12 protein-coding genes and 1 pseudogene are annotated in these 12,535 nt (G+C 68.2%); 11 read left to right on the top strand and 2 right to left on the bottom strand.

The window, feature by feature from the left end; translation table 11 throughout:
* Window positions 1-72 precede the first annotated feature (72 nt).
* Window positions 73-1,641 carry a DEAD/DEAH box helicase gene (locus tag ACFJIX_RS02125; RefSeq protein ID WP_377157409.1) on the top strand — a complete coding sequence of 523 codons (1,569 nt, stop codon included), beginning with the start codon at window positions 73-75 and terminating at the stop codon, window positions 1,639-1,641.
* A gap of 42 nt (window positions 1,642-1,683) precedes the next feature.
* On the opposite strand, the gene ACFJIX_RS02120 is transcribed toward ACFJIX_RS02125, so the two are convergent.
* Both ACFJIX_RS02120 and ACFJIX_RS02115 read right to left on the bottom strand, forming a co-directional pair.
* Complete coding sequence (locus tag ACFJIX_RS02120) at window positions 1,684-2,475, bottom strand: SAM-dependent methyltransferase (RefSeq protein ID WP_377157407.1); 792 nt, start codon at window positions 2,473-2,475, stop codon at window positions 1,684-1,686.
* A 36-nt stretch (window positions 2,476-2,511) separates the two neighbouring features.
* Window positions 2,512-3,123 carry a Maf family nucleotide pyrophosphatase gene (locus ACFJIX_RS02115; protein ID WP_377157405.1) on the bottom strand — a complete coding sequence of 204 codons (612 nt, stop codon included), beginning with the start codon at window positions 3,121-3,123 and terminating at the stop codon, window positions 2,512-2,514.
* A gap of 201 nt (window positions 3,124-3,324) precedes the next feature.
* Here ACFJIX_RS02115 and ACFJIX_RS02110 point away from each other — a divergent pair, with 201 nt between their 5' ends.
* The 10 genes and pseudogenes from ACFJIX_RS02110 to ACFJIX_RS02065 all read left to right on the top strand — a co-directional run bounded on the left by ACFJIX_RS02110 (window position 3,325) and on the right by ACFJIX_RS02065 (window position 12,196).
* The gene (locus ACFJIX_RS02110; protein ID WP_377157403.1) at window positions 3,325-3,738 is read left to right on the top strand and encodes a YceD family protein; all 414 of its coding nucleotides are present in this window, start codon (window positions 3,325-3,327) and stop codon (window positions 3,736-3,738) included.
* 265 nt (window positions 3,739-4,003) lie between these two features.
* Complete coding sequence (gene rpmF / locus ACFJIX_RS02105; RefSeq protein ID WP_067065736.1) at window positions 4,004-4,189, top strand: 50S ribosomal protein L32; 186 nt, start codon at window positions 4,004-4,006, stop codon at window positions 4,187-4,189.
* A 196-nt stretch (window positions 4,190-4,385) separates the two neighbouring features.
* Window positions 4,386-5,519, top strand: a complete 1,134-nt coding sequence (gene plsX, locus ACFJIX_RS02100; RefSeq protein ID WP_377157401.1) for a phosphate acyltransferase PlsX — start codon at window positions 4,386-4,388, stop codon at window positions 5,517-5,519.
* A complete protein-coding gene (locus ACFJIX_RS02095) occupies window positions 5,516-6,505 on the top strand; it encodes a beta-ketoacyl-ACP synthase III (protein WP_377157399.1) in 990 nt (329 codons plus the stop codon). The genes plsX and ACFJIX_RS02095 overlap by 4 nt, the downstream gene beginning before the upstream one ends.
* A 125-nt stretch (window positions 6,506-6,630) precedes the next feature.
* The gene (gene fabD, locus ACFJIX_RS02090; RefSeq protein ID WP_377157396.1) at window positions 6,631-7,572 is read left to right on the top strand and encodes an ACP S-malonyltransferase; all 942 of its coding nucleotides are present in this window, start codon (window positions 6,631-6,633) and stop codon (window positions 7,570-7,572) included.
* Window positions 7,573-7,613: 41 nt separating this feature from the next.
* The gene (gene fabG, locus ACFJIX_RS02085) at window positions 7,614-8,363 is read left to right on the top strand and encodes a 3-oxoacyl-ACP reductase FabG (RefSeq protein WP_377157394.1); all 750 of its coding nucleotides are present in this window, start codon (window positions 7,614-7,616) and stop codon (window positions 8,361-8,363) included.
* A gap of 186 nt (window positions 8,364-8,549) precedes the next feature.
* Window positions 8,550-8,789 carry an acyl carrier protein gene (acpP, locus tag ACFJIX_RS02080; protein WP_058936430.1) on the top strand — a complete coding sequence of 80 codons (240 nt, stop codon included), beginning with the start codon at window positions 8,550-8,552 and terminating at the stop codon, window positions 8,787-8,789.
* A 9-nt stretch (window positions 8,790-8,798) separates the two neighbouring features.
* A pseudogene (fabF, locus tag ACFJIX_RS02075) lies at window positions 8,799-10,047 on the top strand (beta-ketoacyl-ACP synthase II).
* A gap of 66 nt (window positions 10,048-10,113) precedes the next feature.
* Entirely contained in the window at window positions 10,114-10,581 is a 468-nt protein-coding gene (locus ACFJIX_RS02070; RefSeq protein ID WP_377157391.1) for a hypothetical protein, read from the top strand.
* Window positions 10,582-10,651: 70 nt separating this feature from the next.
* On the top strand, window positions 10,652-12,196 hold the full coding sequence (locus tag ACFJIX_RS02065; RefSeq protein WP_377157390.1) for a DegQ family serine endoprotease: 1,545 nt from the start codon (window positions 10,652-10,654) through the stop codon (window positions 12,194-12,196).
* Window positions 12,197-12,535: the final 339 nt, after the last annotated feature.

Below are 12,535 nucleotides of genomic sequence, written 5' to 3'. Positions count from 1 at the left end.
CCCCGCCGGTCCGCATGCGCGGATCGGTGGTTTCCCGGGGCTTTCAAGGGCTTGGAGGATAATCCGCCGCTTATGACAGAAACCACCCCGACGCCAAACCCTCTTTTCGACACGCTGCCGCTGGACCCCAAGCTGTTGCGCGCCGTGTCCGATCAGGGCTACGCGACGATGACGCCCATCCAGGCCAAGGCGATCCCGATCGTCCTCGCCGGCCGCGATGTGATGGGCGCCGCGCAGACCGGCACCGGCAAGACCGCCGCGTTCTCGATCCCGCTGCTGCAGCGCATGCTCAAGCACGAGAACGCCTCGATGTCGCCCGCCCGTCATCCGGTGCGCGCGCTGGTGCTGGCCCCGACCCGCGAACTCGCCGATCAGGTTGCCAACAACGTCAAGGCCTACGCCAAGCACACGCAGCTGCGTGTCGCCTGCGTCTTCGGCGGCATCGACATGAAGCCGCAGACGCTGCAGCTGAAGGGTGGCGTCGAGGTCCTGATCGCCACGCCCGGCCGCCTGCTCGACCACATCGAGGCCAAGAACGCCGTGCTGAACCACGTCGAGTACGTGGTGCTCGACGAGGCCGACCGGATGCTGGACATCGGCTTCCTGCCCGATTTGCAACGCATCCTGAGCTACCTGCCCAAGGCGCGTCAGACGCTGCTGTTCTCGGCGACGTTCTCGCCCGAGATCAAGCGGCTGGCGCAGAGCTACCTGCAGGATCCGGAGCTGGTGGAGGTTGCCCGCCCGAACGCGACAGCCTCGACCGTCGAGCAGCGCTTCTTCAGCGTCGACGACGACGACAAGCGTGCCGCCGTCAAGCAGTTGCTGCGCCAGCGCGAGATCCGGCAGGCGATCGTGTTCGTGAACTCCAAGCTCGGCGCGGCACGCCTGGCGCGCTCCTTCGAGCGCGACGGCCTGAGGACCGCTGCCCTGCACGGTGACAAGTCGCAGGACGAGCGCCTGAAGTCGCTGGACGCGTTCAAGCGCGGCGAAGTGGACCTGCTGGTCGCAACCGATGTGGCCGCCCGCGGCCTGGACATCGCCGACCTGCCGGCTGTCTTCAACTTCGACGTCCCGTTCAATGCCGAGGACTACGTGCATCGCATCGGTCGTACCGGCCGCGCGGGCGCATCGGGCCTGGCCTTCACGCTGGTGACCAAGGGCGATGCGCGCCTGGTCGGTGAGATCGAGAAGCTCATCAAGCGCAAGCTGGATCTGGAGCCGATCGAGCTCGAGGGCGAACGCCGTCGCTTCGACGGTGATCGCGGCGAGCGTGGTGACCGTGCCCCGCGCGCCGAGCGCACCGAACGCCCGCCGCAAGGCGAGCGGACGGAACGAAGCCCGCAAGGCGAGGGCAGTGGGGAGCGTCGCGACTTCCGCCGAGAGCGCGAAGATCGGCGAGACGAGGCCTACGGATCGCATGGCTCGCACGCGCACGCACCGGCGCGTGCGCCGCGCCAGGCGTACGACCCGCTGTTCGACAAGCCTTACGAGGCCACGCAGGGAGGCGATGTGCCGGCCTGGGAAAAGGGCCCGGCGAACGCGCCGCGCGGCGGCCTGTCGGCCAACATCAAGCCGAAGAAGAAGGTCGCGGCGCTGTTCGGCGCCAAGCGGCCGCCGGTCACGGCCGACAGCGAATCCTGATCGGCGTGTTCTGATCGGTATGCCCTGATCAGCGAGCTCTGATCAGCGCATGCCGAGGATCGCGAACACCGCCGGTACCTTGTCCGGCAGCGCCTTCGGCGCTTGACGCCATTGTTCGACCGTGGCCGTGTGCGTCCATGCGTCTTTCAGGCTCAGTCCGCAACTGACCGACAGCAGCGAGCCCGGCTTCAGCGCCGCCAGCAGCGCCTGCAGCAGCGCGCCGTTGCGATACGGCGTCTCGATCATCAGCTGCGTCTGCTGCTCGCGCGCCGAGAAGCTGTCCAGCGCCTTGATGCGCGCCGTGCGTTCGGCCGCGTCCAGCGGGAGATAACCGACGAAGGCGAAGCTCTGGCCGTTCAGTCCGCTGGCGGCGAGCGCCATCAGCAGCGAGCTCGGTCCGGTCAGCGGCACGACCTGCACCTTCGCTGCGTGGGCTGCTGCGACCAGCTTCGCGCCCGGATCCGCCACGGCAGGCATGCCCGCCTCGGAGATCAGGCCGATGTCGTGACCGGCCATCGCCGGTTCCAGCAGCGCCAGCCAGAGTTTCTCCTCGCTGGACGAGCTCGTCGCGGCGCCTGCCGCAGGGCCGCGGCCCTTGGGCGGGCGCGGCAATTCCTCGATGTGCTGCTCCTGCAGCGGCAACGCCAGCGGATGGATCGCACCAACACGCTTCAGGAAGGCGCGCGTGGTCTTGGCGTTCTCGGCAGCCCAGTGCGTGATCGAGGCGGCGCGTACGAGCACCGCGTCCGGAAGGACCTCGCGCAGGTCGACCTCCTGGCCGTTCATGCCGAAGTCGAGGGTGTTGGGAACGAGGAAGAGGCGGCCGCGGGTCATTGTTGTTCTCGGAAAAGCTGATTCAAGGAAGCGGGTTCAGGGCAGCAGGCTCAGCACGTCCAGTCCGCCCCGACGCAGCAGTGTCGAGGTGCGGATGAGGGGCAGGCCGATCAGCGCGGTCGGGTCGTCGGAGTCGATCGCATCGAGCAGCGCGATGCCCAGGCCTTCGGCCTTGGCGCTGCCGGCGCAGTCGTACGGTTGTTCGGCGCGGAGGTAGCGCTCGATGTCGGCATCGCTCAGGTTGCGGAAGCGGACGCGCACTGGCGCGAGGTCCTCCGCGACAAAGCCCGTCGCCTCACAGACCACGGCCAGCGCCGTCTGGAACACGACGGTCCGGCCACGCATCGCGCGCAGCTGTTCGACGGCGCGCTCGTGCGTGCCCGGCTTGCCGATCGGTTGTCCGTCCAGGTCGGCGACCTGATCCGAGCCGATCACCAGCGCCTGCGGGAAACGCGCCGCCACCGCCCGGGCCTTGGCCATGGCCAGGCGGCGCGCGAGGGCCTCCGGCGTTTCGCCTGGTCGCGGGGTTTCGTCGACGTCGGGCGCCGCCGTCTCGAACGGCAGCCGCAGGCGCTCCAGCAACTCGCGCCGGTAGCGGGAGGTCGAGCCCAGGACGAGCGGGCGAGCGGGCGGGGAAGCGGCGGTCATGGGCCGGGATTGTCCCATCGGGGCGGAGGCCGCTCGTACACTTGCGCCCCATGAAACCGCGTTCGTTCGATCCCTTGAAGCTCGATGTCGGAGTCTTTGCCCGCGAGGGCGGCACGCTGGAGGGCGAGTGGCCCGCGACCAGCCTGACGCGCCTGGCAGAAGCTGCCGCGCCCGAGTCCGATCCCGGCCCAATGGCCGCCCGTGTCCTGGTCCACCCATGGCGAGTTGCGCACACCCAAAGGCGGCGAGCCGCAGGCGTGGCTGGAGCTGACCGCCGAGGCGCAGGTCGCGGTGACCTGCCAGCGCTGCCTTCAGCCGGTGCGCGAAGATCTGGCAGTGTCGCGCTGGTTCCGCTTCGTCAAGGACGAGGACATGGCGGCGGAAATGGACATGGATTCGGACGACGACGTCCTGGCGCTGCCGCGCCACCTGGACCTGCGCGAGCTGATCGAGGACGAGCTGCTGCTGACCTTGCCGGTCGTGCCGCGCCACGACGTTTGCCCGGAGCCGCTGCCGCACGCGAATGTCGAGGAAGACGAGGTGCCGGCGGAGGAGCGGCCGAATCCGTTCGCGGCGCTGGCGGCCTTGAAGAAGGGCTCCGGCGGCAAGGCTTGAGGCCTGGGCGGCGCCCCTGTGAAGCATTTCGGTACGCCGGAATTGCGAGCTCATCGGGTGCTGTGCTATAGTTTCCGGCTTTCCCGGATAGAAGTGCGTCCATGTGAATCAACGTGTGGGCGCGCGGCACCGGGACCGAGGCGTCGGTAGCGGAGCGTCCTCGTCGGGGAGCATCCCCGTCGGATCCGCGGCACAGCTCGAGTTCTCTCGAGAGCCCGAGCAACCTCGAATCACCAGCCAGCCGAAGCCTTTAGGAGAATCCATCATGGCCGTTCAGCAAAACAAGAAGTCCCCGTCGAAGCGTGGCATGCACCGCTCGCACAACGCCCTGGTCACCCCGGGCACCGCGATCGAGCCGACCACCGGTGAAGTGCATCTGCGTCACCACATCAGCCCCAACGGCTTCTATCGTGGCCGCAAGGTGCTGAAGACCAAGGCCGACGCCGCCTGATCGATTCGATCAGCCGGTCCGGAGGGCTCCCGCAGGCCTCCGCCTGGTCGCACAAACAAGACAAGCCCGGTTCCGCATCACGCGTTGCCGGGCTTTCGCATTTCCGATCCTTCCTCCGGAAGGGTTCCCTTGTCGCGCACGCTTCTTGCGAGGTCGCTACAGTCGCACCTTCGACCGGTGTTCTTCTCAGGTTTCGATGACCGCAATTCCCGCCACCCGCTCATCGCCTTCCGCCGAGCCGCTCCGCCTGTCGGTGGACTGCATGGGAGGCGATCATGGCCCCGCCGTCACGCTCCCGGCATGCCAGGCCTTCCTCGCTGCGCACCCGCAGGCGGAACTCGTGCTGGTCGGTTTGCCCGACGCCCTCAAGGCGGCTGAATCCTGGCCCCGCACCCGGATCGTTGCGGCCAGCGAGGTCGTCAGCATGGACGATCCCATCGAGGTCGCCCTGCGGCGCAAGAAGGATTCGTCGATGCGGGTGGCGCTCTCGCAGCTCAAGGCGGCCAAGGACGGCACCCCCGCGCAGGCGCATGCGTGCGTCTCGGCGGGCAATACCGGCGCGCTGATGGCGGTCGCCAAGTACCTGCTGAAGACGCTCGAGGGCATCGATCGCCCGGCCATCGCCACCGTGATGCCCAACCAGATCGGCGGCTTCACCACGGTGCTGGACCTCGGTGCCAACGTCGATTGCGGCCCGGAACACCTGCTGCAGTTCGCGGTGATGGGCAGCGCGCTGGTGTCGGCGGTGGATGGCAAGGAGAACCCGACGGTCGGCCTGCTGAACATCGGCGAGGAAATGATCAAGGGCAACGAGACGATCAAGCGCGCCGGCGAACTGCTGCGCGAGGCCGCCTCGCATGACCAGTTGAACTTTCACGGCAACGTGGAAGGCAACGACATCTTCAAGGGCACGACGGACATCGTCGTCTGCGACGGTTTCGTCGGGAACGTGGCGCTGAAGACGGCCGAAGGCCTGGCCAGCATGATCTCCAGCTTCATCAGGGCGGAGTTCACCCGCAGCTGGTGGACGAAGGCGATCGCGCTGCTGGCGATGCCGGTGCTGCAGCGGTTCAAGGACCGCGTCGACCATCGCCGCTTCAACGGCGCCGCGCTGCTGGGGCTGCGCGGCCTGGTCTTCAAGAGCCACGGTTCGGCCGATGCCTTCGCTTTCGAGCAGGCATTGAACCGGGCGTATGATGCGGCCCGCAACCGGCTCCTAGACCGGGTTCACGATCGCATCGTCGCGACGCTGCAGGCGCTACCCGTGCCTGCCAATGAGGAGGGCGGCGATGCAGGAGACACGGCGGCCGCCGCCGCCCACGCTGCATGACCACTGCTTCCACGCGCCACGCCCGCATCCTCGGTACGGGCAGCTACCTGCCCGCGAACCGCGTCACCAATTCGGCCCTGGCGGAACGCCTGGCCCGCGACGGGATCGAGACCTCCCATGACTGGATCGTCGAACGGACCGGCATCCACGCCCGTCACTTCGCCGACCCGCACGTCACCGCCAGCGACCTGGCCCTGCCGGCTTCGCTCGCCGCGCTCGAATCCGCCGGCGTGCGCGCCGAGGAGATCGACCTGATCATCGTCGCCACGTCCACGCCGGACATGGTGTTCCCCTCGACCGCCTGCCTGCTGCAGCAGAAGCTCGGCATCCACGGCTGCGCCGCCTTCGACGTGCAGGCTGTGTGCTCGGGCTTCGTCTACGCGCTGACGGTGGCCGATTCGATGATCAAGACCGGCGCCGCGACGAAGGCGCTGGTGGTCGGTGCCGAGGTGTTCTCGCGCATCCTCGACTTCAAGGACCGCACGACCTGCGTGCTGTTCGGCGACGGCGCCGGCGCCGTGGTGGTCGGTGCCAGCGACGAGCCTGGCATCCTCGCCAGCGAGCTGCATGCCGACGGCCGCCATGTCGACATCCTCTGCACGCCCGGCACCGTGTCCGGCGGCCAGGTCCTTGGCCATCCGCTGCTGAAGATGGACGGTCAGGCCGTGTTCAAGCTGGCGGTGGGCGTGCTGGAGAAGGTCGCACGTTCGGTCCTCGACAAGGCCGGACGCAGCGATGCCGACATCGACTGGCTGATTCCGCACCAGGCCAACATCCGCATCATGCAGGGCACGGCCAAGAAGCTGAAGATGCCGCTGGACAAGCTGATCGCGACCGTCGACGAGCACGGCAACACGTCCGCCGCGTCGATTCCGCTGGCTTTCGACGTCGCGGTGCGCGCCGGCAAGATCAAGCGCGGCGACACGGTGATGCTGGAAGGCGTCGGCGGCGGCTTCACCTGGGGCGCGGTGCTGCTGGACTTCTGATTCCCGAAGCCGTTCCGGCGCCGGATCGTGGTGGCCGGATCCGCTCGCGCAACGGCGGCACCCGAGGTGCCGCGCTGCTGTCACGCGCGCTTCTCCCTCCTCGTAGATAGTCTCGGACTCGAACCATGAGCAAGAACTTCGCAATCGTCTTTCCCGGCCAGGGCTCGCAGTCGGTCGGCATGCTGGACGCCTGGGGCGATCATCCGGAAGTCGTCCGCACCTTGGCGGAGGCCTCGGCCGCGCTGGGCGAAGACATCGGCGCATTGATCAAGAACGGTCCGAAGGAACAGCTGGATCTGACGACCAACACCCAGCCGGTGATGCTGACCGCCGGCATCGCCTGCTACCGCGCCTGGATGGCCGAGACCGGCCTGGTCCCCGCCGCCGCCGCCGGCCACTCGCTGGGCGAGTACACGGCGCTGGTCGCCGCGGGCGCGCTGAGCTTGGCCGACGCGCTGCCGCTGGTGCGCTTCCGCGCCCAGGCGATGCAGGAGGCCGTGCCCGTGGGGACCGGCGCCATGTCGGCCATCCTGGGCCTGGACGCCGCCGTGGTCCGCGAGGTCTGCCAGAAGATCGCCGCCGAATCGGGCGAGGTCGTCGAGGCCGTCAACTTCAACGACCCGAAGCAGACGGTGATCGCCGGCTCGAAGGCCGGCGTGGAGAAGGCCAACGAGGCCCTCAAGGTCGCCGGCGCGAAGCGCGCGCTGCCGCTGCCGGTGTCGGCGCCGTTCCATTCCAGCCTGATGAAGCCGGCCGCCGAGCGCCTGCGCGAGAAGCTCGCCGCGGTGCCGTTCCAGTCCGCCGCCTTCCCCGTGATCAACAACATCGACGTCGCCGTGACCGACGACGCCCAGGCGCTGCGCGACGCGCTGTTCCGCCAGGCCTTCGGTCCGGTGCGCTGGGTCGAGGTCGTGCAGGCGCTCAAGGCGCGCGGCCTGACGACCGTCATCGAATGCGGCCCCGGCAAGGTGCTGGCCGGCATGGCCAAGCGCATCGACGCCGACCTGGTCAGCGCCACGGTGCTGGACCCGGCTTCGCTGGCCGAAGCCAAGGCGCTGCTGGTCTGAGCCGGCGTCTTCTTCTTTCCGAATCCCTTCCGAGGTTTCCCATGTCCGACAACAAGCCCGACAACAAGCACGTGGCGCTGGTGACCGGCGCCAGCCGTGGCATCGGCCGCGCGATCGCGCTGACGCTGGCCCAGAAGGGCTTCGTCGTGATCGGCACCGCGACCAGCGACTCCGGCGCCCAGGCCATCACTGAAGCGCTGGCGGCGCACGGCGGCCGTGGCGCGGTCCTGAACGTCAACGACGGCGCGGCCGTCGACGCGCTGATCGATTCGATCGTCAAGCAGGACGGCGGCATCCAGGTGCTGGTCAACAACGCCGGCATCACGAAGGACATGCTGTCCATGCGCATGAAGGACGAGGACTGGGACGCCGTCCTGGACACGAACCTGAAGGCCGTGTTCCGCGCCAGCCGCGCCGTGATGCGCCCGATGATGAAGCAGCGCTACGGCCGCATCATCAACATCACCTCGGTGGTGGGCGCGTCCGGCAATGCCGGCCAGGCCAACTACGCGGCGGCCAAGGCTGGCGTCGCGGGCATGACGCGTGCCCTGGCCCGTGAGCTCGGCAGCCGCTCGGTCACCGTCAACTGCGTGGCTCCCGGCTTCATCGCCACGGACATGACCGAGGTGCTGCCCGAGGCGCAGAAGACCGCGCTGCTGGCCCAGATCCCGGCCGGCCGCCTGGGTGATCCGGCCGAGATCGCCCATGCCGTGGCGTTCCTGGCTTCCCCGGAGGCCAGCTACATCACGGGCGTGGAGCTGCACGTCAACGGCGGCATGTACATGAATTGAGGTGGACGCCGCCCCCAGTGGGCGGGCCACCCACCGGATTCACCCGGCCGGTGTAGGGCTGATAGAGTGCGAGCGCGCGCCGTATCCATCGTGGAAGACGCGCCTCGGGAGGTCCGACTAGGGGCGCCACTCTAAGGCCTTAGAATCCCGGGTTGTTCTAGCAAACCACCCCCTCCTGGAGGAGTCATGAGCGATATCGAAGCACGTGTCAAGAAAATCATCGCCGAGCAGCTCGGCGTGCCCGAAGCCGATGTGACCAATGAAAAGGCCTTCGTCGCCGATCTGGGCGCTGATTCTCTGGACACCGTGGAACTGGTGATGGCCCTCGAAGACGAGTTCGGCATCGAGATTCCGGACGAAGAGGCCGAGAAGATCACCACCGTGCAGCTGGCCATCGACTACGCGGTCAAGCACCAGAAGGCGTAAGCAAGCAGCATGAGCCGTCGTCGCGTCGTCGTCACCGGACTCGGCCTGATCTCGCCCGTGGGCAACACGGTCGAGCAGGGCTGGGCCAACATCGTGGCCGGTCGGTCCGGCATCGACACCATCACCCGTTTCGATGCCAGCGTCTTGTCTTGCCACTTCGCGGGCGAGGTCAAGGACTTCAAGGTGGATGAATACATCCCCGCGAAGGAAGCCCGGCACATGGACACGTTCATCCATTACGGGCTGGCCGCCTCGCTGCAGGCGGTCCGCGACGCGGGTCTGCCCACCGGCGACGCGCTGAGCCCGGAACTGGCGGAGCGCATCGGCGTGCTCGTCGGCTCGGGCATCGGTGGTCTGCCGATGATCGAGGAGACCCACGCGGAACTGACCAATCGCGGCCCGCGCCGCATCAGTCCGTTCTTCGTGCCGGCCTCGATCATCAACATGATCTCGGGCCACGTCTCGATCCAGTGCGGCTTCAAGGGCCCGAACCTGGCCATCGTGACGGCGTGCACGACGGGTCTGCACAGCATCGGCACGGCCGGTCGCATGATCGAGGCGGGCGACGCCGACGTCATGGTCGCGGGCGGTTCGGAATCGACGGTGTCGCCGCTGGGTGTCGGCGGTTTCGCCGCGGCCCGCGCGCTGTCCACCCGCAACGACGACCCCAAGACCGCGTCCCGCCCCTGGGACAAGGATCGCGACGGCTTCGTGCTGGGTGAAGGTGCCGGCGTGCTGGTGCTCGAAGAGTACGAACACGCCAAGAAGCGCGGCGCCAAGATCTATGCGGAGCTGGTCGGCTTCGGCATGAGCGCGGACGCGTATCACATGACCGCCCCCCGACGTGGACGGCCCGACGCGCTCGATGCGCAACGCGCTGCGCAACGCCGGCCTGAACGCGGACCAGATCCAGTACATGAACGCGCACGGCACGTCCACGCCGCTGGGCGACGCGAACGAGACCAACGCGATCAAGCAGGCCTTCGGCGCGCATGCGAAGAGCGGCCTGGTGGTGTCGTCGACGAAGTCGATGACCGGCCACCTGCTGGGCGGCGCGGGCGGCATCGAGTCCGTCTTCACCGTCAAGGCGCTGCACGATCAGGTCGCCCCGCCGACGATCAACATCTTCAACCAGGATCCCGAGTGCGACCTGGACTACTGCGCCAACGAGGCGCGGAAGATGCCGATCGAGTACGCCGCGAAGAACAACTTCGGTTTCGGCGGCACGAACGGGACGCTGATCTTCAAGCGGGTCTGATCGCCTGAGCTGCTGATCGCCTCAAGCGCTCAAGCACAATCACAAGCTCGATCAGGACGGCGACCCATGACGCCGGACCGATCGACATCACGCCGGGCCGCTGCCCGGCGTTTTTCATTGGCGGACGATCCGCGCTGGGTGCGCGTGCAGCGCGCGACGCTGTGCGGCGGCGTGGCCGCGGCGCTTGTCGCGGTGGCGCTTCACGCGGGCGTCGCCGATGGCATCGGGCCGTGGCTCGGGCTTGTGCTCGCGAGCCTGGCGGGCGCCGCGCTGCCGGTCCGCGCACCGGCACGGGCCGTGTTGCGATGGGACGGCGCGCAATGGTGGTGGCAACGCGCGGGAGAGCCGCTTGCCATCACGCCGGACGTCGTCATCGACCTCGAACAGTGGATGCTGCTGCGGCTGAATGCCGCGATCGACGCTGAAGGCGTTCGGGGTCGCAAGCCGCCGGAGCGCTGGATCGCCCTGTCGCGCAGCGCGCACGAAGCGCAATGGGCACCGTTGCGCCTCCACCTGTTCCTCGCTGCAGGCTGACACCATGTCCTTGTTGAAATCCGGGCATGATGTGGGCCTTTCGTTTTTGCATCGCCACCTGCGAGTGTTCATGCTCAATTCCGACCGCACCTGTTCCCCTCGACGTCTTGCCCTGGCGCTCGCCGGTGCCGCCCTCCTGAGCGCCTCGCTCGGCGCGGCCGCGCAGACGGCGGCCAAGCCCGCCGCGCCCGCGACGCCGGTGGCCCCTGTCGCCGGTTCGGTGCCGGTCGCCGCGCCCGAGCTGGCGCGTGCGCTGCCGGACTTCAGCGCCCTGGTCGAACAGGCCGGTCCCGCCGTCGTCAACATCCGGACGTCGGAGAAGGTCAAGGTCGCCAACGCGCAGATCGACGAGCAGATGCGCGAACTGCTGCGCCGCTTCGGGATCCCCGTGCCGCCGCAGCGTCGCACGCCGCCGGGAGCCGCCCCCGCGCCCGCGCCGACCCCGGACGACGATGATGATGACGACGCGCCGCAACGTCGCGGGCTGGGGTCCGGTTTCGTGATCGGCGCGGACGGCTTCGTGATGACCAACGCGCACGTCGTCGACGATGCCGACGAGGTGACGGTCACGCTGACGGACAAGCGCGAGTTCAAGGCCAAGGTGATCGGCCTGGACCGCCGCACGGACGTGGCCGTGCTCAAGATCGAGGCCAGCAACCTGCCGATGCTGCGCATGGGCGACGTCGGCAAGCTCAAGGTCGGCGAGTGGGTGATGGCCATCGGTTCGCCGTTCGGCTTCGACAACACGGTGACGGCCGGCATCGTCAGCGCCAAGGCGCGCGACACCGGCGACCTGCTGCCGCTGATCCAGACCGACGTCGCGATCAACCCGGGCAACTCCGGCGGTCCGCTGTTGAACCTGCGCGGCGAGGTGGTGGGCATCAACTCGCAGATCTACAGCCAGTCGGGCGGGTTCATGGGCATCTCGTTCGCGATCCCGATCGACGAGGCGATGCGCGTGGCCGACCAACTGCGCGCCGGCGGCCGCGTGACGCGCGGCATGCTGGGGGTCTATCCGGACGACGTCAGCAAGGAGGTCGCCGAGGCCATCGGCCTGGGCAAGCCGCAAGGCGCGTTGATCAGCCGCATCACGCCGGCGGGCCCTGGCGAGAAGGCCGGCCTCCAGCTCGGCGATGTGATCACGAAGTTCGACGGCAAGACCGTGGAGAAGGCGGTCGATCTGCGCCGTCTCGCCGCGGCGACCAAGCCGGGCACCAAGGTGCCGCTGCAGGTGTTCCGCCGAGGCGCCTACAAGGACCTGAGCGCGACGCTCGATGCGTTGCCCGACGATCGCGCGGCGCCGACCCCGGAAGCGGAGACGCCGGCCGCGACCGGCGCGTCGGCCTGGGGTCTGACGGTCAGCGAGTTGACCGACGCGCAGCGCAAGGAGCTCAAGGTCGATGGCGGCCTGCGCATCGACACCGTCGACGGTCCCGCCGCACGGGCAGGCCTGAAGACCGGCGACGTCATCCTCTCGGCCAACAACGCCGAGGTGAAGACGGTCAAGCAGTTCCAGGCGGCGTTGGCGAAGCTCGAGAAGGGCAAGTCGCTCCAGATGCTGGTGCGCCGGGGCGAGGTCGCCACCTACGTCGTGCTGAAGCCGGGCAAGGGCTGAGGCGGTTGCCGTCAACCCACCGCCGGCATGGGGCTTTCCACAATACGGAAAATCCAGCCGGCGGCCGGTGAACCGGTGCACAACTGGACGTCGGTTGGTGCTTGCTAACGGATGTGACCAAGGCGGGGTATTGGTGCCCGGCTCCGCTACAATCGAGCCGCGTTCGGCCAGCTTTGTCGCTGTTCCGACGGTGAATCGGAAGGCATCATTTTGATGGGCTCAGCGATCCACAGGATGTCCTCAAGTTTTGTGGATAACCTGTGTACAAAATCGCTGTTGGCGAAGGGCAACGCGCGAGAAGCTCGCATCCATGCGGTTTCCAGGGCGGGGCTTTTGGCT

It is taken from the genome of Roseateles sp. UC29_93 (genome assembly GCF_042695725.1).
Lineage (GTDB): Bacteria > Pseudomonadota > Gammaproteobacteria > Burkholderiales > Burkholderiaceae_C > Roseateles > Roseateles noduli_A.
Note: the sequence above shows the minus strand (reverse complement) of the source record. Positions and strands in the feature narration are given on the sequence as shown.

Bases quoted from the DNA above. Each gene is read 5' to 3' on its own strand.
- ACFJIX_RS02125 (WP_377157409.1), top strand. From the start codon at position 73: ATGACAGAAACCACCCCGACGCCAAACCCTCTTTTCGACACGCTGCCG.
- ACFJIX_RS02120 (WP_377157407.1), bottom strand. From the start codon at position 2,475: ATGACCCGCGGCCGCCTCTTCCTCGTTCCCAACACCCTCGACTTCGGC.
- ACFJIX_RS02115 (WP_377157405.1), bottom strand. From the start codon at position 3,123: ATGACCGCCGCTTCCCCGCCCGCTCGCCCGCTCGTCCTGGGCTCGACC.
- rpmF (WP_067065736.1), top strand. From the start codon at position 4,004: ATGGCCGTTCAGCAAAACAAGAAGTCCCCGTCGAAGCGTGGCATGCAC.
- plsX (WP_377157401.1), top strand. From the start codon at position 4,386: ATGACCGCAATTCCCGCCACCCGCTCATCGCCTTCCGCCGAGCCGCTC.
- ACFJIX_RS02095 (WP_377157399.1), top strand. From the start codon at position 5,516: ATGACCACTGCTTCCACGCGCCACGCCCGCATCCTCGGTACGGGCAGC.
- fabD (WP_377157396.1), top strand. From the start codon at position 6,631: ATGAGCAAGAACTTCGCAATCGTCTTTCCCGGCCAGGGCTCGCAGTCG.
- fabG (WP_377157394.1), top strand. From the start codon at position 7,614: ATGTCCGACAACAAGCCCGACAACAAGCACGTGGCGCTGGTGACCGGC.
- acpP (WP_058936430.1), top strand. From the start codon at position 8,550: ATGAGCGATATCGAAGCACGTGTCAAGAAAATCATCGCCGAGCAGCTC.
- ACFJIX_RS02070 (WP_377157391.1), top strand. From the start codon at position 10,114: ATGACGCCGGACCGATCGACATCACGCCGGGCCGCTGCCCGGCGTTTT.
- ACFJIX_RS02065 (WP_377157390.1), top strand. From the start codon at position 10,652: ATGCTCAATTCCGACCGCACCTGTTCCCCTCGACGTCTTGCCCTGGCG.